We start from the raw sequence: 25,297 nt of genomic DNA on the forward strand, positions 1-25,297 counted from the left end.
CCGTAAGTAACGAAGTTTGATGCAAATGTCAGATCGTATGCGCCTGTTAGGGCGCGGCTGGTAAGAGAGCCTTACAGGCGCATCAGAAAAACCTCCGGCTATGCCGGAGGATATTTATTCAAAATGAATTTACCACCAGCCCAGTTCGGTACCCGCCACCGCAATTAGCGCGATGCCCATCAACACCATCGTTGTTTTCCTCATGGTTATGCTCCCGGTGCGGCGTAACCGCCAATAAAAAACCATGCCAAAAATAATATTGCCGTAATGAAAATGACGACAGGGAAGAGGACACCCACTCTCATGCTATTACCTTCACTGTTCAGGGGGCGCCAGAATAGCAGGGTTTTCTCAGCGACAAAAGGTTGGTTGCTTTGTGACAGGGCGTGGCTATTGCTGACTTAACCCGGGATAAACACCCACTAAAGCGCTGACAGAAAGTATGGAAATAGCGTACCCGCCAGGTTATCCTGGACAAAATATCGCTTTAAGGAGTCGTTATGAAATTTACGTGGATTGCGTTGCCAGGCGTATTGCTGCTGAGCGCTTGTTCATCGTCGCAACCCAACGCCCCCAGGCCGCCGCGTATTGGGATGCCTAATCCGGCAGCCGTCTACTGTGAGCAACAGGGCGGTACGCTGATGCCGGTGCAGACCCCACAAGGCGTGCGTTCCGATTGCAAATTGCCCAATGGCGAAATCATTGATGAGTGGGCATTATGGCGCAGAGAGCACCCTGATACGAAAAAGTGACAACCTGCGGTCCGACGGGATATGATTAAGAACAATCTGATAATGAGTTTCATGCGGCGCAAGAAAATATGTTTCAGTTAAAGCCGGGCGCGTTGGCAATAGTTATTGGCGCTAAGACACCCGCCGGACGGCGGAATATTGGTAAATCGGTTGAGCTATTTTGCCTGTGCCAACCCGGAGATGAATTCATTAATCCGGTAAATGGACACGTCACCTTACTGCCGAAAGAAGCGCCTCGGGCGCTGTGGCTGGTTACGGGCGACGTAGCCTCCGCCGATGGTCAGCACGGTTTTGCCTGGGTGCGAGCAGAACATTTGATGCCGTTGTCCCCGGACAGACAACCAGGCCAGGCGGCGGCACGACAATCACAGCTCTCGTAGCCACTCTGCCAGCACAATGGCATGGTTCTGGCGAGTATCTTTAGCGGCGTATAGCAACGTTAGCGGTTGGTGTCGGGCAATATCCGCCAGACGTTTGCCTTCTTGATGCTGTTGCGCAAGTTCTGCCCGGTATTGCTGCGCGAAGTGGTTAAAATCAATCAGTTCGCTATGAAAGGCTTTGCGCAATTCGGTGGAGGGCGTAATGGCCTTATTCCATTCATCATAGACCAGCGCTGCTTTTTTAATGCCTCGCGGCCATAGCCTGTCAACCAATACCCGATAACCATCGTCTTTTTCCGCCGGGAAATAGACGCGCTTACACTGGATTCGCATTTTTCCCTCCTGTGATGGTGTCGCTTACGGTACTTTTGTCGGATAGCAGTAATGATTTTAATGGATCAGGCCTGATAAACGAAGCGTCATCAGGCATTCAAGTGGGTATCAGGTTTATTTATGACGCTATCTCTCGATCGCGTCCGGCGTAGAGGCCGAAAATCGCCATGATGATAGCCAGAACCGTTACGCCCGATAGCGGCAGATACCAGCTACCGCTGGCATCATGAAGTTTTCCCATGACGGGCGGCCCACATGCCGCCAGTAAATACCCGACCGACTGCGCCATGCCGGAAAGCGCCGCCGCCTGATGCGCCGAACTGGCGCGCAGGCCGATAAACGTCAGGCCGAGGATCATCGTCGCGCCTGAACCGAAGCCGAACAGTAGCGTCCAGATGATCGCCTGGCCCAGCACAAACCAAAGCCCCGCCGCGCCCAGTGCGCACAATAGTGAGACCAGCGCGGCAATCCAGCGTTGAACGTTAAAGCGATGCAAAATAAGCGGAATAGCTAACCCAGGCGCCGCGGTCGCCAGTTGCAGCAGGCCATGTAGCGATCCTGCCTGTGCTTCGCTGTAACCGTGGCTGATGAGTATTGTTGGTAACCAGCCGATAATCACATAATAAATCAGTGAGTTAAGCCCAAGAAACAGAGTAACTTGCCAGGCTAAAGGCGAACGCCAGATACCGCGTTCATGTAATGCCCGGGAGCTACTCAGGTTAGCTGAGCGGGTAGTGCGCCACTGCGGCAACCAGATAAGAAACGCCAACAGCGGAAACAGCATCAGCATTAACAGCGCGCTGCGCCAGCCAAAACCGTGCAACGCCAGCGGAACCACCAGCGCAGACCCCAACGCGGCGGCGGCGCCCATCGTCAATGAGTACGCGCCCGTCAGCCTGGCGACATGTTGTGAAAAATCGCGCTTAATCAATCCTGGTAGCAGCACATTACCCAGCGCTATCCCGCACCCAATAATGGCAGTTCCGGCAAACAACAATGCAGCGGAGGGCAGGGAGCGGAGAGCAATACCCGCGCAAATCAGCAGCATTGCGGCAAACAGACTGCGTTCCATCCCAAACCGGCGGGCAATACCGGCCGCCAGCGGCGAAATCAGTGCAAACGCCAGAAGCGGCAAGGTTGTTAGCAGGCCCGTCTGGGCGGTGGAAAGACCGTAATCCGTACGGATTGTCTCCAGCAACGGCGCAGCGCCGGTAAATGTTACGCGTAGCGTAGTGGCTATCATCAAAATACCGGCAATCAGTAAAGCGCCCTGTTTGCCGCGTGGTGAAAGGGCTGTCGTCATCGTTTTCTCATCTCGTCAGGCGAGGCGATACCTTAACAGTTTTTACTGTTTGGATGAATCAAGCTAAAATGACAATTTATCGCTAAAATCGGACAATATAATGATTGGCCTGAGACTGGACGGTTACGATCCCGACCTTCACCACGATGCCGCTGTGGCCTTTTGTATTCGCGCCAGGGATGATGAACTGTTTAGCCCTCGCCATCAGCATCGCAAGGGACAGTTGATCCTCGCTCTGCACGGCGCGATCACCTGTGAGGTGGAAAATGCGATGTGGATGGTTCCGCCCCAGTATGCCGTCTGGCTCCCCGGCTCGCTGCCGCACAGTAATCATGTGACCGCAGGGGCGGAGCTGTGCTTTTTATTTATTGAACCTGCGGCGGTCGTCATGCCGGAGCGTTGCTGCACGCTGAAAATTTCGCCGTTATGCCGGGAGTTGATTTTGTCGCTGGCGCGCAGAACCGATTCCGAAAGAGCGCAAATGCCAACGCAGCGCCTTATTCAGGTGTTGTTTGATGAACTGCCGCAGCAGCCGCAGGAACAATTGCAATTACCAGTATCGGGGCATCCGAAAATTCGCCAAATGGTTGAGACAATGGCGCAGGAGCACGCGCGATGGAATACGTTAGGGCAGTGGGCCAGCGTATTCGCGATGAGCGAGCGTAACCTTGCCCGGCTGGTCGTCAAAGAGACGGGACTCAGCTTTCGTCGCTGGCGTCATCAATTACAATTAATTCTGGCGCTACAAGCGCTGATCGCGGGACGTAATGTACAACAGACGGCGCAAATGCTGGGTTATGATTCTACCACGGCATTCATTACGATGTTTAAAAAAGGCCTGGGGCAGACCCCAGGCCAGTATCTGACGGGCGAGTTACTGCTTTCCCACAATTAAAGAGACCAGCCCCGCCGCAATCAGTGGGCCGACCGGCACGCCGCGAAACAGCGCGACGCCAAGTACCGTACCGACCAGCAGCCCGGCGACGAGCTGCGGTTGGTTTCCCATCAGCGTAATGCCGCGACCACCCAGCCAGGAGACGAAAACGCCGACGGCAATCGCGACCAGCGATTTCCAGTTCACAAAAGAGTGGATCAATGTGGAGGGCGGTAGGGTTCCGCTGGCGATGGGGGCCATCACGCCGATGGTCAGAATGATAATCCCGACGGTGAGCCCCTGTTTTTCAATCCAGGGAAAAAAGGTATTCAACGGGGTTACGCGGACAATAATCAGCACCAGAATTGAGACGGCGACAGTGGTGTTGTGACTAATAAATCCCAGAGCTGCCAGTCCGAGCAGGATCAGCAGAGTGACATCAAACATTATGGTTTCCTTGCCAAAAAGTAAGCCTGACTACTTTACGCCCAAACGGCAAAGCGCACAGGCCTTTTTAACGATTGATGCGGATTTCAGGCAACTGCCTGAAAGACAATTTCTACGTGAAAAACGGCGTTGTCATTAAATTGACATCAACGCCGCGTATTGCTAACCGGTGAACCGTCATTGTTGTCTTCCTGAGGATACAATTATGTACGATCCACCGTTTCTTGAAGCGCTGATGATAACAGCGTCGTTTTTCGCCATTTTTATCATTATTGTTGTGTCTGTATTGCTCCTTGAAGGGGACTAAGCCGTTGGCGATGACTGAAAGCGGCGGAAGACTGCCAGTTCTGGTCGGGCGATGCGCAGATAGTCCTGTGTATTCATAATGACTGATTTTTCCAGCAGACCGGCATTAAAGGCAATTTCATCGAAACGCTCAAACAGGAGCGGATCGGCGACCAGTTTCAGATTGGGGTGAAAACTGAAAGGCGGGATCGCGCCAAAAACGCAGCCGGTCAACATATCGACTTCCGCCGGGCTGGCAAGGGAAGCGCGTAAGCCGCCCAGATGTGAAGCAAGCTGAGAGAGGTCGGCTTGCTGATCGGCCGCCAGAATAGCAAGAACGTGCTGGTTGACGCCGTTGCCTTTGACTTTACAGACCAGCGCTTTTGCGCCCTGGCCCAGCGCAGTACCGCGTATTTCAGATACCGCTTCGCATTTTCCTACTGCTTCATGGCTCACCACACGATAGCGCGCGTTCTCCTGGGTTAATAAAGCCACTAAACGTTGGTGTGTAGCGACACCCTTCGCGACTTCAGCCATTTCGGCCATTTCTTCCTCCTGGTACAATATGAACATTTACTGCGAAGCACTATGATGAACGATGTTGTTTTTGTTGTTTGTTCAGATAGAGCTGCGCATCGGAAGCCTGGTAGGCATCATTAATCGTATCATTGGGCTGCATATTATAAATCCCGGCGGAAAAATGGACTGTCTTATCCGGTGCGATAATCTGCAGGTTACGAATAATACGCTCCGGCAGATGGATAGCCAAATCCGCCGCGTAATCAACAAGAATAATACAGAATTCATCGCCGCCGAGGCGAATGGCGTAATCGCTTTTACGAATCGATGTTTTAATCGCTTTCGCCAACAGGGTTATAATTCGGTCGCCTTCCTGGTGCCCCAGGGTATCGTTGATCAGTTTTAACCTGTCGCAATCAATAGCGACAAATGTCACCGGCGTCCCGGTATTGACCAGGCGTTGCAGTCGCTGTTCCAGCACCGGTGTTAATATTTTACGGTTGTAAAGCCCGGTCATGGCATCGCTAATATTTTCGCGTGTGACGTTGCGATAAAGCCGAAAGTGCATCCGTACCATATTAAGCAGGAGCGCTGTTGCCAGTAAGTAAAAGGCCAGCGCTTTCCAGGACGAGACAAGGAAATAGGTTAAATCAAGCGACAACGAAACGCGCAGTCCACCAGGGATATCATGGTTATAATTCACATATTGAAACAGATTATTTTTGCTTTTATTAATAATAATTTCTTTTCCGGAATCCAGATCCTTTAGTGTTACGTTAAGATAACGCCAAACCAGCGGACGGTCCTGGGTATAAAAAATATTTTTTAAATTATCCTGGTTAACATCCACCATCACGATGCCTTTTAACGATCCCGACAGATAGACTGGCGTTAAAAAGCTCATGACGTTTTCCTGGGTAATATCATCCATGTAGATACTTGAAATAACCGTACGGCCGGTAAAAAGTTTATCTATATCTTTTCTGTTAATACCCATTGTGCCTTTTTGTAAAAAAGTCCAACGATGCATGGCGAAGCGCCGTGAGTTGATTAAATCATAGAAATAGACATAATGTTTATTTAAATCAACGTAATAACGGAATTTAAGCTCCAGTGTGCCCAGCCCGTGACTGTGGTCGTCCTGCGCTCGGTTGATGCTTACCGCCTGATCAAATGCAGGCAGTAAAAGGGCGTCATCAAGATTATCGGTACACTGTGTAGCGACGGTTTGCAGGGTGCCATGTAGCGCCGGATAATTATGCCGGGTCAGGTTGACGCCGTGCGTACCGTTAATGGCCTCAAAGGCGTCGCAAAACGCGCGGCGTTTTTCTGCGGTGACGGGGTCTCCCGGCGCTTCAAAAGTTCGCATCAAATGTGCGGCGATGCTTTAATTCTGGTACTTATCGTACAAAAACGACGAATCGGCTCTCTCCATGATATAACGCATATAGGCATTCATTGCCCTGTCGCTGGCAATAAGTTCGTAAATCAGGAAGGACGATGTCAAAACGATGACGCTTGCCGAGATAAAGTGCCTGAGCGCTTTATGATGCAAATTCATGATGAACTACAGCCCTGAAAGTCGGATGCGTTAGTTTACCATAGCGATGAGAATTCCTCTAACAGACTGTTTAAAAATAAAACGTGTTGATGTTATGGAATAAAAATCATTCTCGATTTAATAAATTCAATAATATATGGTGTTGATATTTTCAGTCGTGACTATTGTCGCAAAAAGTAAATTGTTAATTAACGGCATCGATTTAACACTAACGAAAATAAAATAGCCTTTATTATTACGTGAAAGGAGTGTGACGTGGTAAGGATAATAATGTACTTCCGTTCGGAGGTACTATGAAACGATTTAAAGAAATAGCAGCAATTTTGCTTTTTGCATTGCTGGCCGTGGGGTTCACGTCGTCGGCTATGGCATCGTCGGGCAGTGGTGGTGGCCCGTGGGATTTTGATATCTATTTTCCTGGTCACTACTTTTTTTGCAAACTACAACCCCCTGATTCTCTGCAATTACCGCCACCTCCTGGTGAGTATTGCTGGCATTAATAAATCCATACTATTCCAGTGATAAGTCGGCGCATGTAAGGTAAATCCAGTCAGGAGATATACAGGTTTACGGCTATTGTAGTGGCAATATGTATAATCGCCTTGTTAGTGATAAATCAGCCCGTGACGCATTACGGGCTGATTTAGGGTTATGCACTTTGATTGGCGCTCTGTTTCTGAAACAATTCGCGGAATACCGGATAAATATCCTCCTGATCGCGAATATGCTGCATGGCGAAGTTATCGAACGTCGCCTGCAGATGTTCATACTCGCGCCATAAGGTCTGGTGGGCGCGGCGGGTAATCTCGATATAGCTGTAATAGCGCACTACCGGCAGCAGCTTTTTCGCCAGAATCTCATGACACAGCGGTGAATCGTCGGCCCAGTTATCACCGTCTGACGCTTGCGCCGCATAGATGTTCCACTGACTGGGGTCGTAGCGCTCTTTAACTACTTCGTCCATGAGTTTAAGCGCGCTGGAGACAATCGTCCCCCCGGTCTCTTGCGAATAAAAGAACTCATGTTCATCCACTTCCTTCGCCTGGGTATGGTGGCGGATATAAACCACTTCTACGTTCTTATACGTTCGGCTCAAAAACAGATAAAGCAGAATGTAAAAACGCTTGGCCATATCTTTGGTTGCCTGGTCCATCGAACCCGAGACGTCCATCAGACAGAACATCACCGCCTGGCTGGAGGGCTCAGGTCGTTTTTCATAATTTTTATAGCGTAAATCAAAAGTGTCGATAAACGGCACTCGCTCGATTTTAGCCCGTAGTTCGGCAATCTCCCGACGTAACCGCTCCTCTTCAAGCAGTTGCGCTGGTTCGCTGTGGCTGATGGTCTCCAGTTCCGTTTCCAGCGCGTGCAGTTCGCGGCGTTTTCCTGCCGTCATTGCTGTACGGCGCGCCAGAGAGTTTTGTAGCGAACGTACCACGCTGATATTGGCCGGCACGCCGTTTGAGGTGAAACCGGCGCGGTGAGTTTTATACTCGTTAAGCTGGCGATGCTGGTTTTTTTTCAGATTAGGCAGCGCTAAATCTTCAAAGAGCAGATCCAGATACTCATCTTTTGAAATCTGAAAAACAAACTCATCCTGGCCTTCGCCGTCCTGGCTGGCCTGACCTTGACCGCTGCCGGAACCGCCGCCGCCACCGCTTTGCGGACGCTCAATGCGATCATTCTGGATAAAGTGATCGTTACCCGGATGGACGCGATGGCGCAGACCGCCGCGCCCCTGATGAAACATCGGTTCGCTAATATCATCGGTTGGAATAGAGACGGACTCTCCGCTGTCGACATCGGTCACTGAGCGTTTATTAATCGCTTCGGAAATCGACTGCTTAATTTGTGCTTTATAACGACGCAAAAAGCGCTGGCGATTCACCGTGCTTTTATTTTTGCCGTTAAGACGTCGGTCTATGAACCAGGTCATATGCCCCCCGTACTGCCAACTGAGCGCCTGTTCTGTTAGTGCCGGATAGCGCTAACGCTTAGCCAGTCTACAGAACATTACTTTGTAGGCCCGGTAAGCGCAAGCGCCACCGGGCATTAACATCACGACGATTTACGCACGCGCAGGTACCACTCGCACAGCAAACGAACCTGCTTACGGGTATACCCTTTTTCCATCATCCGATCGACAAAGTCGTCATGCTTTTTCTGCTCGTCAGTCGACGTTTTGGCGTTAAAAGAAATGACCGGCAACAGCTCTTCAGTATTAGAGAACATTTTTTTCTCAATCACCGTGCGCAGCTTCTCGTAACTGGTCCAGTTTGGATTACGGCCGCTATTGTTGGCTCTGGCGCGCAGGACAAAGTTTACTATCTCATTACGGAAATCTTTCGGGTTACTGATACCCGCTGGTTTTTCAATTTTTTCCAGTTCGGCGTTCAGCGACTCGCGATCGAACAGTTGACCGGTATCTGGGTCGCGATACTCCTGATCCTGAATCCAGAAATCCGCATAAGTCACGTAACGATCAAAAATGTTCTGCCCGTACTCAGAGTAAGATTCGAGATAGGCCGTCTGGATCTCCTTGCCGATAAATTCGGCGTATTTCGGGATCAGGTAGCCTTTCAGGAACTCCAGATAACGCTCAGCTTGCTCCTGCGGGAACTGCTCGCGCTCGATTTGTTGTTCCAGAACGTAGAACAGATGTACCGGGTTTGCCGCCACTTCCGCATGGTCGAAGTTGAATACGCGGGAGAGGATCTTAAAGGCGAATCGGGTGGAGAGACCGTTCATCCCTTCGTCCACACCCGCATAGTCGCGATACTCCTGGTACGATTTAGCTTTGGGGTCGGTATCTTTCAGGCTTTCACCGTCATAAACGCGCATTTTCGAGTAAATACTGGAATTTTCCGGCTCTTTCAGGCGGGAAAGAGTCGAGAAGCGCGAAAGCGTTTCCAATGTGCCCGGCGCGCAGGGCGCATGAGCCAGCTCGCTATGATTAAGTAGTTTCTCGTAGATTTTGATCTCTTCGGAGATTCGCAGGCAATAAGGCACCTTCACAATATAGACACGGTCGAGGAACGCTTCGTTATTTTTATTGTTACGGAAAGTCACCCATTCAGATTCGTTTGAGTGGGCAAGTATGATGCCATTAAAGGGCAGGGCGGAAATACCTTCCGTACCATTGTAGTTACCTTCCTGAGTTGCGGTCAGCAAGGGGGGCAGCACCTTAATAGGCGCTTTAAACATCTCGACGAACTCCATGATCCCCTGGTTAGCGCGGCATAGCGCGCCAGAGTAACCATACGCATCCGGATCGTTCTGGGCGTGATGTTCGAGTTTACGAATATCCACCTTGCCGACCAGCGCCGAAATATCCTGGTTGTTTTCATCGCCGGGTTCCGTTTTGGCGATGGCAATCTGCTCCAGAATGGAGGGCCAGACTTTCACCACGCGGAATTTAGTAATATCGCCGCCAAACTCATGCAGGTGTTTGGCCGCCCACGGGGACATAATCGTACCGAGATAGCGGCGCGGAATACCGTACTCTTTTTCCAGAATCTGCGCGTCTTCCTGCGGATTAAACAGGCATAACGGATGATCGTTGACCGGACTACGCTCGCCGTTGGCGCTTAAAACATAAATTGGCACGCGCTGCATTAGCGATTTCAGCCGTTCAGCGAGCGATGATTTGCCACCCCCCACAGGTCCCAGCAAATAGAGAATTTGCTTCTTCTCTTCCAGCCCTTGCGCCGCATGTTTCAGATAAGAGACAATCTGTTCAATCGCGTCTTCCATGCCGTAAAACTCTTCAAACGCAGGATAGCGAGCAATAACCCGGTTGGAGAAGAGTCGGGAAAGTCGGGGTTCCTGGGCAGTGTCGACCATATTAGGCTCGCCGATAGCCATTAATAGCCGCTCTGCCGCGTTGGCATAAGCACTGCGATCTTGCCGACAAATGGTAAGAAAATCCTGCAGTGTGAACTCTTCGTCCTTGGCAGCTTCGTAACGCTGGCGATAGTGATCGAATATATTCATGATATGCCATTCTTTCGTTTTTTCGCACATGTTAAGAGCCGTTCATATGAATAGTAGAGGCTCCCGGAAGAGGTAGACTGAACGCCGTCTCTGCTAAGGAAAAAAAGCAACTCTCATGCCATTTTATTGGTCAGAAGATCAACGTGTCCGGTGATACACCTTCTTAACATTAAGCGTAGATGGCATTTGCAAAACTTGCCTGTACGCGTCAGTGAATTTCGATGACATATCAATAACTCATCAGGTAGAAAAGGCTGGTGGATATCAGAAAAAGCGTTCCCGGCCACATAACGATCATCAGCCGATCATCTGAAAATAATCGGTGATGGTGATATTAAACGGTTACATTGTGTAAAATAGTTGGGCTTACAGGTATTGGCGGTTACACTTTTGCCGCAGAACATTTGAATAAGGAATTATGGATTGTGACCAAACTTAAACTTCTGGCTCTTGGCGTGTTTATTGCAACATCCGCCAGCGTCGCGCACGCTGAAAGCAACCTGACGTTGGGCGCAGGCGTTGGTGTGGTTGAACACCCTTATAAAGATTACGATAGCGATGTTTATCCGATACCGGTCATCGCTTATGAAAGCGAAAACTTCTGGTTCCGTGGTCTGGGCGGCGGGTACTACTTGTGGAATGACAATGCCGATAAGTTGTCAATCATGGCATACTGGTCCCCGATGTACTTCAAACCGGGCGACAGCGATGACCATCAGTTGCGTCGTCTGGACAGGCGTAAAAGTACTATGATGGCGGGCGTTTCTTACGCGCACCACACCCAGTATGGATTCCTGCGTACCTCACTGGCAGGGGATACGTTAGATAACAGTAACGGTATTGTCTGGGATCTGGCCTGGCTGTATCGGTATACCAATGGCGGGCTGACCTTAACGCCAGGTATCGGGGTTGAATGGAATAGCGAGAACCAGAACGATTACTATTACGGCGTATCACGTAAAGAATCTTCGCGTAGCGGCCTGCGCGGCTATAACCCGAACGATAGCTGGAACCCGTATCTTGAACTGAGCGCTAACTATAATTTCGCCGGTAACTGGAGCGTATATGGTACTGCGCGCTACACCCGCCTGTCGGATGAAATTACCGACAGCCCGATGGTGGATAAATCCTGGACCGGTATCCTTTCTACTGGCGTGACCTATAGATTCTGATTGATTGAATTTGCCGGAAAAACCATGACAAAGCCTGCGTTATGCGGGCTTTGTGCTGTCTGAAACGCGAACATGGCGGCTTGCATAAATGCGCTGTTGACCGGGTATGGCGCAGCCTTACGTGATTTATACTTTGTTACATCAATTTAAAAAACTAGCCTTTTATATGAAAAATCCAGGTGATTACAACTGCGCTAACAATTAGCGTAATAATTGTTGCAATGCTGGCTGATATCGCCCTGTCACGTCCCGCTTATGCTATACCCATTCTTCACAGCGAGTAAGACGAATGAGCATAGTATTCAATACCGTGGCCAAGCCCAGCGGCAGTCTGTGTAACTTATCCTGCAAGTACTGTTTCTATCTTGATAAACCCCGGGGCCAGCGCGTCATGTCTGACGATGTGCTGGAGACGTATATCCGCCGGGTAATTGATGATACGCCATCATCAGAGGTCTCGTTTTGTTGGCAGGGGGGAGAGCCGACGCTATGCGGTCTTTCTTTTTATCAAAAAGTGGTGTGCTTGCAGCAACGCTATGCCAACGGCAAAACTATTTACAACAGTCTGCAAACCAATGGCGTATTAATCAATGAAGAGTGGGCGGCTTTCTTTGTGCAGCACCAGTTCCTGATTGGTATATCGATTGATGGGCCGCAAGTCGTTCATGATAATTACCGGAGAACGCCGTCAGGGCGGGCGTCTTTTTCCCGAGTCGTTAATGCTATCCGCCTTCTGCAGGCAAATGATGTCGAGTTCAATACGCTCACTGTCGTGAATGATGCATCATGCCGTCATGGCAACGCTATTTATCATTTTTTGACGCAGGAACTGGAAAGTAAACACCTACAATTTATTCCCATTGTTGAGCCGCTCGCGCAAAAAGCGCAGCGTTCTTTGACGTTATCTGACAATGAAGATTCGCCTTCGCTGATGCCCTTTTCCGTCACGCCTGAAGGGTGGGGGGCCTTTATGTGCGATGTTTTTGATCAATGGATACGTCACGATGTCGGACGCATATTCGTACAGCTTTTTGATAACTTACTTGGCGTCTGGATGGGGGAGCCCGCCACGCTTTGTACGATGCAGTCGACCTGCGGGCAAAGTTTGCTGGTGGAGCAGAATGGCGACGTGTTTAGCTGTGACCATTTTGTTTTTCCCGCCTATAAACTGGGCAATCTGCAGCAACACTCTTTAGAAGAAATGGCGGCCTCTCCTTTTCAGCAGCAGTTTGGCGCGGCTAAAGCAAACCTTTCTTCACGCTGCCAGAACTGTACGTGGCGCTTTGCCTGTCACGGCGGTTGTCCGAAACATCGAATTTGTATGGACGGCGGCGAACGGCAAAATTATCTCTGTAAAGGATATCTGGAGTTCTTTCAACATGTGACGCCCTATATGAATGTGATGCGTCAATTATTACTGAATCAGCGACCCGCCGCGCATATTACCCGCATCGTCGACATGATTGCGGATGACGTTCGTCAGTGACAAGAAAATCGCCCCCCTTGCGCGGTATGATGCCGGACATTACCGTAGGGTCTAAGAGTCCTGTATTGTTTTACCGTCGAGTGAAATTGAAAAGGAAATGAAATCAGTGAAAAACGTAACGTTTTGCGGGCAGGTGACGCTTCCTGCCATCGGACAGGGAACATGGTATATGGGCGAGCGCGCGGATCAACGTCAGCGCGAGGTTTCGGCGCTGCGCGCGGGGCTGGATTTGGGGTTACGCCTTATTGATACGGCGGAAATGTATGCCGACGGCGGGGCGGAAAAGGTCGTGGGCGAGGCGTTAGCAGGGCGACGCGATGAGGCATTTCTAGTGTCAAAAGTGTACCCGTGGAACGCTGGCGGCCAGAAGATAGTTGCCGCCTGTGAGGAAAGCCTGCGTCGTCTGAAAACAGATTATCTCGATCTCTATCTATTGCACTGGGCCGGAGGCTTTTCATTCGAAGAGACCGTTGAAGGTATGGAGCGGCTAATCGCGCAGGGAAAAATTCGCCGTTGGGGAGTCTCTAATCTTGATTATGACGATATGCAGGCGCTGTGGCGCATCCCTGGGGGACAGCAATGCGCGACAAATCAGGTGCTCTATCATCTGGCGTCACGCGGTATTGAGTATGATTTATTGCCGTGGTGTCAACAACAGCGAATGCCAGTGATGGCCTATAGCCCGCTGGCGCAGGCTGGCCGGTTACGTAGCGGTTTACTGAATCATCCGGTGGTGAATGAAATTGCGCAAGCGCATAACGCAACGGCGGCGCAAATCTTACTGACGTGGGTGATTGCGCATCCGGGCGTGATGGCGATCCCGAAAGCCGGAAGTACAGAACACGTGAAGCAAAATGCGGCGGCGCTTGAGATTACCTTGTCAGCAAACGAACTTGCCTTACTGGACAACGCCTGGCCTGCGCCAAAAGGGAAAACCGCGTTGGATATGGTGTGACGCCGGATAAAATGTGTAAGTGCCGCCATCCGGCAGGTCATGCCTGATGGCGGCTGGCGCCTTCCAGAGCCTATAGCAACGCCGTTATCCATTCACTTTTAGCGTTTAGCGACGCAGATAGTCTGCGCCAGACGAGAGGGTTTTTCTTCTGTGGCTTGTTGCGGCGCAGTAGCGTAAACCGTTTCAACGCAGACAAACGTTTTATAGCCGTCATCCGGCATGTCGCCCATGCTGACGGACAACGCCGGGCCAGGGTTCCAGCCTACGACGTTAAGGTGATGGTGGTGGACCACATCAATCGTGCGGTTTAATGTCGCATCGTGGATCACGCTACATGCTTCAGGATTGAGGTAAACGCGATCGGTACGGTCCGGAAAGGTTTGTATACCGTCGGCTAGGACATCTTCTTTAGCGTCGTTAACTTTATCAATAAACCGATCGCCGAGTCCGCTGACCTTAACGTTGGCGATGTCGCCAACGTTAAAATAGCTGTGGAGCGCGGATGTGGTTGCAAATTCGCCATGCGCTTCCAGTTCAATTTCACAGGTTTTACCCACTTTAAAACGTGCCAGCAGCGTGAAATCGTGCGGCCAGTATTTCCGGGTGGCCTCACTGCTTTGCAGCTCAAATGTCAGCATTACGCCATTATCATCTTCATTATGCGCTTTTAGCGCCCACGGAAGATTACGCGCAAAGCCGTGTGACGGCAGACCCTGTTGAGCCGCAGGTCCAAACCAGGGCCAGCAGATCGGTACGCCGCCGCGTAGCGCCACGCCGGTTTTGAAAGGCGTATTATTACTGAGCCACAATACCTCTTCCTCGCCAATGGGTTTCTAGGAGAGAAGGTGCGCGCCCTGTAATGCAAAAGAGGCTTTAACCTGCGGATGGTCAACGACGATCAGATCCAGGTCATCAAGCTGACGACGGGAAAGGACAGGGGTAAGCTGTTCGATAACCGGGAGGGCAAAAATTTTATTAATCATTACGCAATCCTCTTAACCCTAAATAATTCGAGTTGCATGACAAGGCGCTTGTGCCTTGACCAGTGCTTGCGCTGGCCCGTAGAGGCGAGGCCGCAGGCCGAGTAACGCGGCAAGTGAACGACAAATTCATCGGGAACGAATTTGAACAACCGTAGGTAACCTTCGGTCAGGGGCATCCCTGATTCATCCCGATAAGTTCGACTTCCGTCAGTGATTCGGGTGAGAAAGCATAGCCAACACACCTGCAACTTGAAGTATGACGGGTATATCTTTAAGCAAAAAAAAGAGCGACCTGAGTCGCTCTTACCAATGACTGTGTCATCTCAACTTATTTGGAGATGTGAGCAATCAGGTCCAGTACTTTGTTGGAGTAACCGGTTTCGTTATCGTACCAGGAGACCAGTTTCACGAAGTTGTCGTTCAGCGCGATGCCTGCTTTAGCATCGAACACGGAAGTGCATACTTCGCCGTTGAAATCGGTAGATACAACGTCGTCTTCGGTGTAACCCAGAACGCCTTTCATTTCGCCTTCGGCAGCAGCTTTAACAGCAGCTTTGATCTGCTCGTAGGTAGCCGCTTTTTCCAGACGAACGGTCAGGTCAACAACGGATACGTTCGGAGTCGGAACGCGGAACGCCATACCAGTCAGTTTGCCATTCAGTTCCGGCAGTACTTTACCTACCGCTTTAGCAGCGCCAGTAGAGGACGGGATGATGTTCTGAGATGCGCCGCGGCCGCCGCGCCAGTCTTTGTGAGACGGGCCGTCAACGGTTTTCTGGGTTGCGGTAGTCGCGTGAACAGTAGTCATCAGACCTTCGATGATGCCGAAGTTGTCGTTGATAACTTTAGCCAGCGGCGCCAGGCAGTTTGTGGTGCAGGAAGCGTTGGAAACGATGTCCTGGCCTTCGTATTTGTCAAAGTTAGCGCCTTTAACAAACATTGGGGTGTTGTCTTTAGACGGACCCGTCAGAACCACTTTTTTCGCGCCAGCGGTGATGTGTTTACGCGCGGTTTCGTCAGTCAGGAAGATACCGGTAGCTTCAGCCACTACGTCAACACCAACTTCGTCCCATTTCAGGTTAGCCGGATCGCGTTCAGCGGTAACACGGATTTTTTTACCGTTAACGATCAGATGACCGTCTTTCACTTCAACAGTACCGTCGAAACGGCCGTGAGTGGAGTCATATTTCAGCATGTATGCCATGTACTCTGCGTCTAACAGGTCGTTGATTGCAACGATCTCGATGTCAGAACGTTTCTGAGCAGCACGGAAAACAATGCGACCGATACGGCCAAAACCGTTGATACCTACTTTGATAGTCATATATTCCACCAGCTATTTGTTAGTGAATAAAAGGTTGCCTGTAAAATTACAAAAACCTTACGCAGCGTCAAGCGGAATCGTGTCAATCATTGCGACAAATCAATCCTCTGCACAACCTTTGCGCGGCTGATTCGCCTCACTCTTCCTTTCAGCTTGAAACCACATGGGGGCGCCGCCCCGAATTTTAAAGGGCAACCGAGATAATAATGTGACATCAGTCACGATTCGTGAGCCGCCATTTCGCAATGATCAAGTTTAGAACAAAAGTTGGTACTGAGGTGCTAATGTTTTGTTAGAATCGGTCAGGCAATGTGAGCACGTTTAAAGTGAGATGTGAGCAAATGGCTAACCAACCTTCAGCAGAAGAACTCAAGAAAAAATTGTCCGAAATGCAATTCTATGTGACGCAGGATCGTGGCACAGAACCGCCATTTACCGGACGCCTGCTACATAATAAACGCGATGGGGTTTATCACTGCCTGGTCTGTGATACGCCGCTTTTTCACTCCCACACCAAATACGATTCAGGCTGCGGCTGGCCTAGCTTTTACCAGCCTGTCAGCGAAGAGGCGATTCGTTACATAGACGATTTTTCTCATGGCATGCAGCGTGTCGAAATTCGTTGCGGTAACTGCGATGCGCATCTCGGACACGTTTTCCCGGACGGGCCGCAGCCAACCGGTGAGCGCTATTGCGTTAACTCGGCCTCGCTGGCCTTTTCTGACGAGAAAAACGGCGATCAACTGAAAGGCTGAAAAAACGATTCAGCAAATTATTCCACAGGAGCGGACACATCATGAATCTTGATGAGATCATTAACAGCATGACGCCGGAAGTGTATCAACGTTTATCCACCGCCGTTGAGCTGGGTAAATGGCCGGATGGCGTGGCGTTGACGCCGGAACAGAAAGAAAACAGCCTGCAACTGGTGATGCTATGGCAGGCGCGGCACAATACCGAAGCGCAACATATGACGATCGATACTCACGGTCAGATGGTGATGAAAAGCAAGCAGCAGCTCAAAGCGGATTTCGGTATTACGTCAAAGCCGATTGCGACATTGAAAATGCAGTAACGGCAGCCGGATAAGAGGTAGTCGCCATCCGGTGGTTTAATTGCCAATGCGTTGTGCTTACCGGGCCTGCTCATTGCTGTCAGGCACAGGCCCGCCATATTTTTACCCATTACGCTTAATGTCCAGCGAGTCCGCCAACTGTTTCGCTAACTGATTATTGTCATTGGCGGCCTATTCCCAGAACATTGCGCCGGCCAGCCCGCGCTTTTTAATCTGTTTCGTTAGAAGCGCTCTCCAGCCTGCGTTGAGCTTTGCCTGGTAGCGACGCTGACGTGACGTATCCGGCCCAAAGATCTATGCAATGGTCTCACCGTTGCGTGATGTATTGACCGGATACGATACCTGCTCCGCTACCTGGCGATAGCCTGGCCCTGCGTCTCTTCCCAGTCTGCCAGCGTATACAGCGTCGCGCCTGCCGCCGCCATCTCCATAAACGCGTGTGCGCTATCCTGCGGGTGAATATTCACGCCGCGACAGCCATCGGTGATAACGTTAACGGCATAGCCCAACTCTAGCGCATCCAGCACCGTAAATTTTACGCAGTAATCGGTCGCCAACCCCATCACGATAAGCTCGGTAACGTCATGCTCGCGAAGCCAGGTATCAAGGGTAGTTTTCTGCCGATGTTCGTTGTCAAAAAACGCGCTGTAGCTATCAATCAGCGGGTTTTCACCTTTATAGATGCAGGCGTCAATCGCATGTTGGTTAAGCAGGGGATGTAACGCCGCGCCGTCGGTATGTTGAACGCAGTGATCCGGCCAGAGCGTTTGCGGCAGCCCGTCCAGCTTTCCCTGTCTATAGGGTTCCGCCTGATGCTGGCTGGCGAAGCTGCCATGCTGCGCGGGATGCCAGTCCTGGCTGGCCAGCACCGGAATCTGCCGGGGCTGGCACCAGTCAATAAGAGCGTTGGCGATGTCGATGGTGCTGTCGCCTTCCGCTACAGCCAGCGCGCCGCCGGCACAAAAGTCATTTTGCAAGTCGACCAGTAATAAGGCCCGGTTTGTCATTATCTTCTCCTTGTCGTCGGGATTTTTTAATCATCCGGCGTCAATTCACCACGCAAGTTTTGCGCCATCGCGCTACGAATCGCCTGAGTGTCCAGACCCTGGCTTAACAAATAATGCAGTTTGGTTAAGGTAGCTTCGACGGTCATATCGGCACCGCCAATCACGCCAGCGTGCGCCAGCGCATTACCGGTAGCGTACCCGCCCATATTGACTCGCCCTGACATGCATTGCGTCAGGTTAACCACCACGATGCCGCGCGAACTGGCCTCTTTCAGCTCCTGTAAAAACGCTTTATTTTGCGGCGCGTTGCCTACGCCATAAGAGCGCAGAATCAGCGCTTTTACCGGCTGACGCAGAAAGTTACGTACTACCTCGGCGGAAATCCCCGGATAAATCGTCACTACGCCTATCGGCTGCGGCGTAATAGGGTGAACGATTAATTCACCAGAACCGTAGGGCGCGGGAGGCGTATTTAAACGGCGAATGTGAATTCCTGCTTCCAGCAAGGGCGGCAGATTAGGAGAGGCAAAAGCGTCAAAACCATCCGCATGTGCTTTGGTCGTGCGATTGCCGCGGAACAGACGATTATTAAAAAACAGCGTTACTTCATTAACAGGGTAGTTGGCGGCGACATAAAGCGCATTCAGCAAATTAATTTGCCCGTCGGAGCGCAGCTCAGCCAGCGGAATTTGTGACCCTGTCACAATAACCGGTTTACCCAGATTTTCCAGCATGAAAGAGAGCGCCGATGCGGTATACGCCATCGTGTCGGTGCCGTGCAGAATAACAAAACCGTCATACTCATCGTAGTGCGCTTTGATATCTGCAGCGATATGCTGCCAGTCTTCCGGCGTCATATCTGATGAATCCATCAGCGGGGCATATTCATGGATGGTAAAATCCGGCATCTCCGGGCGGTGGAATTCCGGCATCAGCGCCAGCTGACGCTGAAGGCGCCCGGACACCGGGATATACCCTTTATCGGAGCGCTGCATACCGATAGTACCGCCGGTATAGGCAACGTAAATTGATTTCTTTTGCATGATAATGTTCAGTCGTGTCGCGAAGGACGTATTAATGATTATCGGATGGCGGCTATGAGCAGACGCCGACATCCGGTATGGCTATTGATGAAGCATTAGCGCACGTTCGCGCAAGTCAAACAGAACGCATAACGGTTTTGTGGATCGTTAAATGCCGCCAGTTTATCCCCCTCGGCCTTCACCGTGTTGGCGGCGGAAACGAGCGGCGCCGGGAGCATCGCCTGAATGGCCTCCGGCAGCATGGCGCGTACAGATCCGGTCATACTGTCCATGACCATATCAAGGACTGTCGGTTCGTCCTGATAGTAATCAAGATGCCACTGTTTCAGTTTCGCCAGCTCCGCCGCTTTGGCGACGGCGTCGTCAAAGTCGCCGAGACTGTCCACCAGACCATTGGCTTTCGCGTCTTCTCCGGTCCAGACATGGCCTTGAGCGATTTTGTCAATCTGCTCCGGCGTACGCTTACGCGCGTCTGCCACCAGCGTGATAAAGCGTTTGTAGCCGTACTCAATACTGAGTTGCATCATCTGCTGCACTTCCGGTGACAGCGCTTTAGTCATCGAAATATCCGCCAGCGGCGAGGTGGAAACGCCGTCGCTGTGTACGCCAATCGACGACAGGCTGTTTTCTACCGTATTAATTACGCCGAAGATGCCAATTGAACCCGTCAGCGTGCTGGGGCTGGCCACGATATAGTTTGCCGGCGTAGAGATCCAGTAACCGCCGGAGGCCGCCATGCCGCCCATTGAGACCACCACCGGTTTGCCAGCCGCTCTTGCCGCCGCCAGTTCGGCGCGGATAACTTCGGAGGCGTTGACGCTACCGCCTGGGCTATTGACGCGCAGCACAATCGCTTTCACTTTAGGATCAAGGCGTGCGTCGCGGATCTGCGATGCCGTAGTGTCGCCGCCGACATTCCCTGGCGTTTCTTCGCCATCCATAATCGCGCCATTGGCGAAAATAACCGCAATAGTACCGCCGGTATCCGCAGGCGTTTTCAGCGAATAATCGTAATAGCTGATCGCGCGATAGTTATTTTCGGTTTTGCTCCAGCCAAACTGCTTCGTCAGCGCTTTTTCAACATCTGCGCTGGAGGCGAGGGCGTCCACCAGTTTATGGTCGAGCGCATATTTGGCGGTGTCACCGCCCACGCTGGTTAACCCGTCGATAATAGCCTGGGCGCCGGGGAAGAGTTGTTGCGGCGAAATCTGGCGATTGGCGGAAACGGTATGCAGGTAGTTCTGCCACAGTTCGCCTATCCAGCGGCTGTCGGCCTCGCGGGCGGCGGGCGACATATCGTCGCGGATAAACGGCTCGACGGCGGATTTATAGGTGCCGACCCGGAAAACGTGGGTAGAGACTTTCAGTTTATCCAGCAGCGTTTTGTAGTACAGGCCATTCGTAGCGAAGCCGTGAAGATCTACCTGACCCTGTGGGGAAAGCCAAATTTTATTGGCGAAACTGGCGAGGTAATACTGACCCTGGCTGTAGTTTTCACCCACGGCGAAAACCGGTTTGCCGCTATCGCGGAATTCGCGCAGCGCTTTACCGATATAGCGCATTGACGGCTGATCGGCACCGGTGAAGTTTTTCAGATCCAGAACGATACCCGTGATGTTACGGTCATCTTTCGCCTGACGAATAGCGTTGACGATGTCAAACAGGGAGTTTTCCTGCAGACGGTCGGAGCTGGCGCCAAATAACTGGCGTCCCAGCGCGCCCAGACGGTGATTGGTGGAGGGTTTATCCACAATGACGCCGGAAATATCCAGCAGCAAAGCGCCGCGCGCCGTTTGCTCACTGTTGCTGCCGTTACCGATCTGCATCCAGATCCCAACGCCCACCAGGACCAGAAAAATAAAGAACAGGTTGAGTACCATTTCACGGACGAAGTTCAACACTCGCCACGTCCATTTAAAAAATCCGGCAATAAATCGCCACAGGGTTCGCATGTATTCTCCCTATCTGAGTAACAACGCTTATACCTTGGTGAGGATAAAGCATTAAGATGTGGCTATCGTAATGACCCATCAGGCAGTTGTCAGCAGGAATCACTGCCTGCGCTGTAACAAAATCCGCTCCCGTGTTAATTTTGTGAATAAATATCATTGCTGGAGTTAATCAAATGGATGCACTAGAACTGCTGGTCAACCGTCGCAGCGCCTCTCGTCTCGCAGAACCGGCGCCTGTCGGAGAGCAATTACAGAACATTCTGCGGGCGGGAATGCGTGTTCCCGATCATAAATCTCTACAGCCGTGGCGTTTTTTTGTGATTGAAGGAGAGGGGCGCGACCGCTTCAGCGCCGTGCTTGAACAAGGCGCTGTCGCTGCCGGGGGGGATGAGAAAGCGATCGAAAAAGCGCGTAATGCGCCGTTTCGCGCGCCGCTGATCATTACCGTGGTGGCGAAATGCGAAGAAAACCATAAGGTTCCCGTGTGGGAACAGGAGATGTCTGCCGGATGCGCGGTGATGGCGATGCAAATGGCAGCGATTGCGCAAGGGTTTAATGGTATCTGGCGTAGCGGCGCATTAACGGAGAGCGCTATCGTGCGGGAAGCCTTTGAGTGCCGTCCTCAGGATAAAATTGTTGGTTTTCTCTATCTCGGCACGCCGCAGCTCAAAGCGTCAACGACGATCAGTACCCCCGACCCCACGCCGTTTGTGCGTTATTTCTGACGCTGAGGGATAAAACTGTCTGGATTCTGAGCAAAGGCGCGGTAATTCAGACAGTGATACTTACCACATCAGGGAATGAGCGCTACCATAGCGCGAATGCAATGACAGGAGATGTCCATGAGCAAGCAAGCCATTCGTTTAACGCAATACAGCCACGGCGCTGGTTGCGGTTGTAAAATTTCCCCTAAAGTGCTGGAGACTATCCTGCATAGCGAGCAGGCGAAGTTCGTCGACCCGAATCTGCTGGTGGGTAATGAAACCCGCGATGATGCGGCAGTTTACGATCTGGGTAATGGCACCAGTATTATCAGCACCACTGACTTCTTTATGCCGATAGTCGACAACCCGTTTGATTTTGGCCGCATTGCGGCAACAAACGCCATCAGCGATATTTTTGCGATGGGCGGCAAACCGATTATGGCGATCGCGATCCTTGGCTGGCCGATTAATACCCTGTCGCCCGATATTGCGCGTGAAGTGACCGAGGGGGGGCGTTTTGCCTGCCGTCAGGCCGGTATCGCGCTGGCGGGCGGACACTCTATTGACGCCCCGGAGCCGATCTTTGGTCTCGCGGTCACAGGCGTAGTGCCGACCGAACGGGTGAAGAAAAACAGTACCGCGCAGGCGGGATGCAAACTCTTTCTGACCAAACCGTTGGGGATTGGCGTGTTGACCACCGCCGAGAAAAAATCGCTGCTTAAACCTGAACATCAGGGGCTGGCGACGGAAGTCATGTGTCGGATGAACGTTGCTGGCGCGGCGTTTGCCAATATCGACGGCGTAAAAGCCATGACTGACGTTACCGGTTTTGGTCTGCTGGGACACCTGAGCGAGATGTGCCAGGGTGCAGGCGTACAGGCGATGCTTTGCTATCAGGACATCCCTAAACTGCCGGGCGTGGAAGAGTATATTGCTCTGGGCGCCGTACCGGGCGGCACAGAGCGCAACTTCGCCAGCTATGGTCATCTGATGGGCGACATGTCGCGTGAAGTTCGTAGCCTGCTGTGCGATCCGCAAACGTCAGGCGGTCTGCTGTTGGCGGTAACGCCGGACGCCGAAGACGATGTTAAAGCCACCGCGGCGGAATTTGGTATCGAACTGACCGCGATTGGCGAACTGGTCGAGGCCCGCGGCGGTCGCGCTATGGTTGAGATTCGTTAACCTGATGCGGTTGTTTATTGCCGAAAAACCGAGTCTGGGGCGCGCCATTGCGGATGTGCTGCCAAAACCGCACCGTAAAGGCGATGGTTTTATTGAGTGCGGAAACGGGCAGGTCGTCACCTGGTGTATTGGTCATTTGCTGGAACAGGCGCAGCCGGATGCGTATGACAGCCGTTATGCGCGCTGGAATCTGGCTGACCTGCCTATCGTGCCGGAAAAATGGCAGCTTCAGCCTCGTCCTTCCGTCACCAAACAGCTCAATGTGATTAAGCGCTTTTTGCATCAAGCCGGTGAAATTATTCACGCCGGCGACCCGGATCGCGAAGGGCAGCTTCTGGTTGATGAAGTGCTGGATTATCTCCAGCTTCCTGCCGAAAAGCGCCAGCAGGTACGGCGTTGTCTGATAAACGACCTTAACCCGCAGGCGGTCGAGCGTGCTATCGACAGGCTGCGGGCGAACAGCGACTTCGTGCCGCTGTGCGTCTCCGCGCTGGCGCGAGCGCGAGCGGACTGGCTGTATGGCATTAATATGACCCGTGCTTACACGATCCTGGGCCGTAATGCCGGCTATCAGGGCGTGTTATCCGTGGGACGCGTGCAGACGCCGGTACTGGGGCTGGTGGTGCGGCGAGACGAAGAGATTGAGAACTTCGTCGCCAAAGACTTCTTTGAAGTGAAGGCGCACATCGTTACGCCTGCCGACGAGCGTTTTACCGCTATCTGGCAGCCGAGCGAGGCGTGCGAACCTTATCAGGATGAAGAGGGGCGTTTGCTTCATCGTCCGCTGGCGGAGCATGTGGTGAACCGAATCAACGGTCAGCCTGCGCTGGTAACCAGTTATAATGATAAACGGGAATCAGAATCCGCGCCGCTGCCGTTTTCGCTCTCGACGCTACAGATTGAAGCCGCTAAACGTTTTGGCCTGAGCGCGCAAAACGTGCTTGATATTTGTCAGAAGCTATATGAAACCCACAAACTGATTACCTATCCGCGTTCCGACTGCCGTTATCTGCCGGAAGAACACTTTGCCGGACGGCAGGCGGTCATGAACGCGATTAGCGTCCACGCCCCGGATTTACTGCCGCAGCCTGTGGTTAATCCTGATACGCGCAATCGCTGCTGGGATGACAAAAAAGTGGATGCGCACCACGCGATTATCCCGACGGCGCGCAGTTCTTCTGTCCATCTGACGGAAAACGAAGCGAAAGTGTACACCCTGATTGCGCGTCAGTATCTGATGCAGTTCTGCCCGGACGCGGTGTTTCGTAAATGCGTTATTGAACTGGAAATCGCCAAAGGGAAATTTGTCGCCAAAGCGCGTTTTCTGGCGGAGGCCGGTTGGCGGACGTTACTGGGCAGTAAAGAGCGCGACGAGGAAAACGACGGTACGCCGCTGTCGGTTGTCGCCAAAGGTGATGAGTTGCTGTGTGAAAAGGGGGAAGTGGTCGAACGCCAAACCCAGCCGCCGCGTCATTTCACTGATGCGACATTGCTTTCCGCGATGACCGGAATTGCCCGCTTCGTGCAGGATAAAGATCTGAAAAAGATCCTGCGCGCGACCGATGGGCTGGGGACGGAAGCCACGCGCGCCGGGATTATCGAACTGCTGTTCAAACGTAGCTTTCTGACCAAAAAAGGGCGCTACATTCATTCTACCGATGCTGGCAAAGCGTTAATACATTCGCTGCCGGAGATGGCGGCCCGTCCAGATATGACCGCGCACTGGGAATCTGTTTTGACGCAAATCAGCGAAAAGCAGTGCCGTTACCAGGATTTTATGCAACCGCTGGTCGGCACGTTATATCAGCTGATCGATCAGGCTAAGCGCACGCCGGTGAAGCGTTTCAGAGGGATAGTCGCGCCAGGCGGCGGAGAAAAGAAAAAGAGCGCGCCGCGTAAGCGAGCGGGCAAAAAAAGCCCGCCTGCTGAGGAGACAGGCCGTCAGACCGAATAAGCGTAAAGCCATC

The 25,297-nt window shown here is 51.9% G+C and carries 24 protein-coding genes and 2 pseudogenes; 13 read left to right on the plus strand and 13 right to left on the minus strand.

What is annotated here, in order from left to right; all coding sequences use genetic code 11:
* Positions 1–206: 206 nt before the first annotated feature.
* Positions 207–305: a YoaK family small membrane protein gene (locus AAYN39_RS01665; RefSeq protein ID WP_024131170.1), complete on the minus strand. Its 99-nt coding sequence runs from the start codon at positions 303–305 to the stop codon at positions 207–209.
* Positions 306–500: 195 nt separating this feature from the next.
* On the opposite strand from AAYN39_RS01665, the gene AAYN39_RS01670 reads away from it, so the two are divergent.
* Positions 501–752, plus strand: a complete 252-nt coding sequence (locus AAYN39_RS01670) for a DUF333 domain-containing protein (RefSeq protein ID WP_000673491.1) — start codon at positions 501–503, stop codon at positions 750–752.
* Positions 753–820: 68 nt separating this feature from the next.
* Positions 821–1,132 (plus strand): hypothetical protein, encoded by a 312-nt coding sequence (locus AAYN39_RS01675; protein ID WP_000487129.1) that lies wholly within the window; start codon positions 821–823, stop codon positions 1,130–1,132.
* Here AAYN39_RS01675 and AAYN39_RS01680 read toward each other — a convergent pair.
* The gene (locus tag AAYN39_RS01680) at positions 1,118–1,465 is read right to left on the minus strand and encodes a DUF488 domain-containing protein (RefSeq protein ID WP_001222527.1); all 348 of its coding nucleotides are present in this window, start codon (positions 1,463–1,465) and stop codon (positions 1,118–1,120) included. The two genes, AAYN39_RS01675 and AAYN39_RS01680, sit on opposite strands and share 15 nt — an antisense overlap.
* A 118-nt stretch (positions 1,466–1,583) precedes the next feature.
* The gene (locus AAYN39_RS01685) at positions 1,584–2,768 is read right to left on the minus strand and encodes a CynX/NimT family MFS transporter (RefSeq protein WP_000205360.1); all 1,185 of its coding nucleotides are present in this window, start codon (positions 2,766–2,768) and stop codon (positions 1,584–1,586) included.
* Positions 2,769–2,868: 100 nt separating this feature from the next.
* On the opposite strand from AAYN39_RS01685, the gene AAYN39_RS01690 reads away from it, so the two are divergent.
* Positions 2,869–3,663, plus strand: coding sequence for a helix-turn-helix transcriptional regulator (locus AAYN39_RS01690; protein ID WP_000579795.1), 795 nt, complete (start codon positions 2,869–2,871; stop codon positions 3,661–3,663).
* On the opposite strand, the gene AAYN39_RS01695 is transcribed toward AAYN39_RS01690, so the two are convergent.
* Positions 3,643–4,089, minus strand: a complete 447-nt coding sequence (locus tag AAYN39_RS01695; RefSeq protein WP_000460698.1) for a DUF441 domain-containing protein — start codon at positions 4,087–4,089, stop codon at positions 3,643–3,645. The two genes, AAYN39_RS01690 and AAYN39_RS01695, sit on opposite strands and share 21 nt — an antisense overlap.
* Positions 4,090–4,294: 205 nt before the next feature.
* Here AAYN39_RS01695 and yoaI point away from each other — a divergent pair, with 205 nt between their 5' ends.
* Complete coding sequence (gene yoaI, locus AAYN39_RS01700) at positions 4,295–4,396, plus strand: small membrane protein YoaI (protein ID WP_000272238.1); 102 nt, start codon at positions 4,295–4,297, stop codon at positions 4,394–4,396.
* Here yoaI and AAYN39_RS01705 read toward each other — a convergent pair.
* Positions 4,393–4,911 carry a YbaK/prolyl-tRNA synthetase associated domain-containing protein gene (locus AAYN39_RS01705; protein WP_050068355.1) on the minus strand — a complete coding sequence of 173 codons (519 nt, stop codon included), beginning with the start codon at positions 4,909–4,911 and terminating at the stop codon, positions 4,393–4,395. The two genes, yoaI and AAYN39_RS01705, sit on opposite strands and share 4 nt — an antisense overlap.
* A 49-nt stretch (positions 4,912–4,960) precedes the next feature.
* Positions 4,961–6,454 (minus strand): annotated as a pseudogene (dgcJ, locus tag AAYN39_RS01710) (diguanylate cyclase DgcJ).
* 293 nt (positions 6,455–6,747) lie between these two features.
* On the opposite strand from dgcJ, the gene AAYN39_RS01715 reads away from it, so the two are divergent.
* Positions 6,748–6,954 carry a hypothetical protein gene (locus AAYN39_RS01715; protein WP_024131171.1) on the plus strand — a complete coding sequence of 69 codons (207 nt, stop codon included), beginning with the start codon at positions 6,748–6,750 and terminating at the stop codon, positions 6,952–6,954.
* A 149-nt stretch (positions 6,955–7,103) separates the two neighbouring features.
* Here AAYN39_RS01715 and AAYN39_RS01720 read toward each other — a convergent pair whose 3' ends face one another.
* Positions 7,104–8,390: a YeaH/YhbH family protein gene (locus tag AAYN39_RS01720; RefSeq protein ID WP_000219724.1), complete on the minus strand. Its 1,287-nt coding sequence runs from the start codon at positions 8,388–8,390 to the stop codon at positions 7,104–7,106.
* Between the two features lie 122 nt (positions 8,391–8,512).
* Positions 8,513–10,447, minus strand: a complete 1,935-nt coding sequence (gene yeaG, locus AAYN39_RS01725; protein WP_001764228.1) for a protein kinase YeaG — start codon at positions 10,445–10,447, stop codon at positions 8,513–8,515.
* Between the two features lie 425 nt (positions 10,448–10,872).
* On the opposite strand from yeaG, the gene AAYN39_RS01730 reads away from it, so the two are divergent.
* From AAYN39_RS01730 to AAYN39_RS01740, 3 genes are all read left to right on the plus strand, one after another.
* On the plus strand, positions 10,873–11,619 hold the full coding sequence (locus tag AAYN39_RS01730; protein ID WP_000163762.1) for a MipA/OmpV family protein: 747 nt from the start codon (positions 10,873–10,875) through the stop codon (positions 11,617–11,619).
* A 289-nt stretch (positions 11,620–11,908) separates the two neighbouring features.
* Complete coding sequence (locus AAYN39_RS01735; RefSeq protein WP_000029244.1) at positions 11,909–13,105, plus strand: anaerobic sulfatase maturase; 1,197 nt, start codon at positions 11,909–11,911, stop codon at positions 13,103–13,105.
* A gap of 97 nt (positions 13,106–13,202) precedes the next feature.
* On the plus strand, positions 13,203–14,060 hold the full coding sequence (locus AAYN39_RS01740) for an aldo/keto reductase (RefSeq protein ID WP_000843742.1): 858 nt from the start codon (positions 13,203–13,205) through the stop codon (positions 14,058–14,060).
* 98 nt (positions 14,061–14,158) lie between these two features.
* Here the strand turns inward: AAYN39_RS01740 and AAYN39_RS01745 are convergent.
* Together AAYN39_RS01745 and gapA are read right to left on the minus strand one after the other, a co-directional pair.
* Positions 14,159–15,043 (minus strand): annotated as a pseudogene (locus tag AAYN39_RS01745) (D-hexose-6-phosphate mutarotase).
* A gap of 328 nt (positions 15,044–15,371) precedes the next feature.
* Entirely contained in the window at positions 15,372–16,367 is a 996-nt protein-coding gene (gene gapA, locus AAYN39_RS01750) for a glyceraldehyde-3-phosphate dehydrogenase (protein WP_000153505.1), read from the minus strand.
* A gap of 341 nt (positions 16,368–16,708) precedes the next feature.
* Here gapA and msrB point away from each other — a divergent pair, with 341 nt between their 5' ends.
* On the plus strand, positions 16,709–17,122 hold the full coding sequence (msrB, locus tag AAYN39_RS01755; protein WP_001519539.1) for a peptide-methionine (R)-S-oxide reductase MsrB: 414 nt from the start codon (positions 16,709–16,711) through the stop codon (positions 17,120–17,122).
* A gap of 41 nt (positions 17,123–17,163) precedes the next feature.
* Positions 17,164–17,442, plus strand: coding sequence for a YeaC family protein (locus AAYN39_RS01760; protein ID WP_001046864.1), 279 nt, complete (start codon positions 17,164–17,166; stop codon positions 17,440–17,442).
* 350 nt (positions 17,443–17,792) lie between these two features.
* Here the strand turns inward: AAYN39_RS01760 and pncA are convergent, their stop codons facing one another.
* The 3 genes from pncA to sppA form a co-directional block, all read right to left on the minus strand.
* The gene (pncA, locus tag AAYN39_RS01765; RefSeq protein WP_000184700.1) at positions 17,793–18,449 is read right to left on the minus strand and encodes a bifunctional nicotinamidase/pyrazinamidase; all 657 of its coding nucleotides are present in this window, start codon (positions 18,447–18,449) and stop codon (positions 17,793–17,795) included.
* A 26-nt stretch (positions 18,450–18,475) separates the two neighbouring features.
* Positions 18,476–19,492, minus strand: coding sequence for an asparaginase (ansA, locus tag AAYN39_RS01770; RefSeq protein WP_001170143.1), 1,017 nt, complete (start codon positions 19,490–19,492; stop codon positions 18,476–18,478).
* 95 nt (positions 19,493–19,587) lie between these two features.
* Positions 19,588–21,444: a signal peptide peptidase SppA gene (gene sppA / locus AAYN39_RS01775; RefSeq protein ID WP_001259874.1), complete on the minus strand. Its 1,857-nt coding sequence runs from the start codon at positions 21,442–21,444 to the stop codon at positions 19,588–19,590.
* Positions 21,445–21,617: 173 nt separating this feature from the next.
* Here sppA and AAYN39_RS01780 point away from each other — a divergent pair, with 173 nt between their 5' ends.
* From AAYN39_RS01780 to topB, 3 genes are all read left to right on the plus strand, one after another.
* Complete coding sequence (locus tag AAYN39_RS01780; protein ID WP_000339313.1) at positions 21,618–22,169, plus strand: NAD(P)H nitroreductase; 552 nt, start codon at positions 21,618–21,620, stop codon at positions 22,167–22,169.
* A 117-nt stretch (positions 22,170–22,286) separates the two neighbouring features.
* On the plus strand, positions 22,287–23,330 hold the full coding sequence (selD, locus tag AAYN39_RS01785; RefSeq protein WP_000043069.1) for a selenide, water dikinase SelD: 1,044 nt from the start codon (positions 22,287–22,289) through the stop codon (positions 23,328–23,330).
* 4 nt (positions 23,331–23,334) lie between these two features.
* Entirely contained in the window at positions 23,335–25,284 is a 1,950-nt protein-coding gene (topB, locus tag AAYN39_RS01790; protein ID WP_001235869.1) for a DNA topoisomerase III, read from the plus strand.
* Positions 25,285–25,297 lie beyond the last annotated feature (13 nt).

Origin of the sequence: Salmonella sp. K21076, assembly GCF_039650795.1 — a bacterium.
Taxonomy (GTDB): domain Bacteria; phylum Pseudomonadota; class Gammaproteobacteria; order Enterobacterales; family Enterobacteriaceae; genus Salmonella; species Salmonella enterica.

Excerpts from the sequence above, each read along its gene's own strand:
- AAYN39_RS01670 (WP_000673491.1), top strand. The coding sequence starts at position 501 with ATGAAATTTACGTGGATTGCGTTGCCAGGCGTATTGCTGCTGAGCGCT.
- AAYN39_RS01780 (WP_000339313.1), top strand. The coding sequence starts at position 21,618 with ATGGATGCACTAGAACTGCTGGTCAACCGTCGCAGCGCCTCTCGTCTC.
- AAYN39_RS01760 (WP_001046864.1), top strand. The coding sequence starts at position 17,164 with ATGAATCTTGATGAGATCATTAACAGCATGACGCCGGAAGTGTATCAA.
- AAYN39_RS01680 (WP_001222527.1), bottom strand. The coding sequence starts at position 1,465 with ATGCGAATCCAGTGTAAGCGCGTCTATTTCCCGGCGGAAAAAGACGAT.
- AAYN39_RS01695 (WP_000460698.1), bottom strand. The coding sequence starts at position 4,089 with ATGTTTGATGTCACTCTGCTGATCCTGCTCGGACTGGCAGCTCTGGGA.
- AAYN39_RS01740 (WP_000843742.1), top strand. The coding sequence starts at position 13,203 with ATGAAATCAGTGAAAAACGTAACGTTTTGCGGGCAGGTGACGCTTCCT.
- yoaI (WP_000272238.1), top strand. The coding sequence starts at position 4,295 with ATGTACGATCCACCGTTTCTTGAAGCGCTGATGATAACAGCGTCGTTT.
- AAYN39_RS01685 (WP_000205360.1), bottom strand. The coding sequence starts at position 2,768 with ATGACGACAGCCCTTTCACCACGCGGCAAACAGGGCGCTTTACTGATT.
- selD (WP_000043069.1), top strand. The coding sequence starts at position 22,287 with ATGAGCAAGCAAGCCATTCGTTTAACGCAATACAGCCACGGCGCTGGT.
- pncA (WP_000184700.1), bottom strand. The coding sequence starts at position 18,449 with ATGACAAACCGGGCCTTATTACTGGTCGACTTGCAAAATGACTTTTGT.
- AAYN39_RS01715 (WP_024131171.1), top strand. The coding sequence starts at position 6,748 with ATGAAACGATTTAAAGAAATAGCAGCAATTTTGCTTTTTGCATTGCTG.
- AAYN39_RS01720 (WP_000219724.1), bottom strand. The coding sequence starts at position 8,390 with ATGACCTGGTTCATAGACCGACGTCTTAACGGCAAAAATAAAAGCACG.
- AAYN39_RS01705 (WP_050068355.1), bottom strand. The coding sequence starts at position 4,911 with ATGGCTGAAGTCGCGAAGGGTGTCGCTACACACCAACGTTTAGTGGCT.
- AAYN39_RS01735 (WP_000029244.1), top strand. The coding sequence starts at position 11,909 with ATGAGCATAGTATTCAATACCGTGGCCAAGCCCAGCGGCAGTCTGTGT.
- ansA (WP_001170143.1), bottom strand. The coding sequence starts at position 19,492 with ATGCAAAAGAAATCAATTTACGTTGCCTATACCGGCGGTACTATCGGT.
- AAYN39_RS01675 (WP_000487129.1), top strand. The coding sequence starts at position 821 with ATGTTTCAGTTAAAGCCGGGCGCGTTGGCAATAGTTATTGGCGCTAAG.
- msrB (WP_001519539.1), top strand. The coding sequence starts at position 16,709 with ATGGCTAACCAACCTTCAGCAGAAGAACTCAAGAAAAAATTGTCCGAA.
- sppA (WP_001259874.1), bottom strand. The coding sequence starts at position 21,444 with ATGCGAACCCTGTGGCGATTTATTGCCGGATTTTTTAAATGGACGTGG.
- AAYN39_RS01665 (WP_024131170.1), bottom strand. The coding sequence starts at position 305 with ATGAGAGTGGGTGTCCTCTTCCCTGTCGTCATTTTCATTACGGCAATA.
- gapA (WP_000153505.1), bottom strand. The coding sequence starts at position 16,367 with ATGACTATCAAAGTAGGTATCAACGGTTTTGGCCGTATCGGTCGCATT.
- AAYN39_RS01690 (WP_000579795.1), top strand. The coding sequence starts at position 2,869 with ATGATTGGCCTGAGACTGGACGGTTACGATCCCGACCTTCACCACGAT.
- yeaG (WP_001764228.1), bottom strand. The coding sequence starts at position 10,447 with ATGAATATATTCGATCACTATCGCCAGCGTTACGAAGCTGCCAAGGAC.
- topB (WP_001235869.1), top strand. The coding sequence starts at position 23,335 with ATGCGGTTGTTTATTGCCGAAAAACCGAGTCTGGGGCGCGCCATTGCG.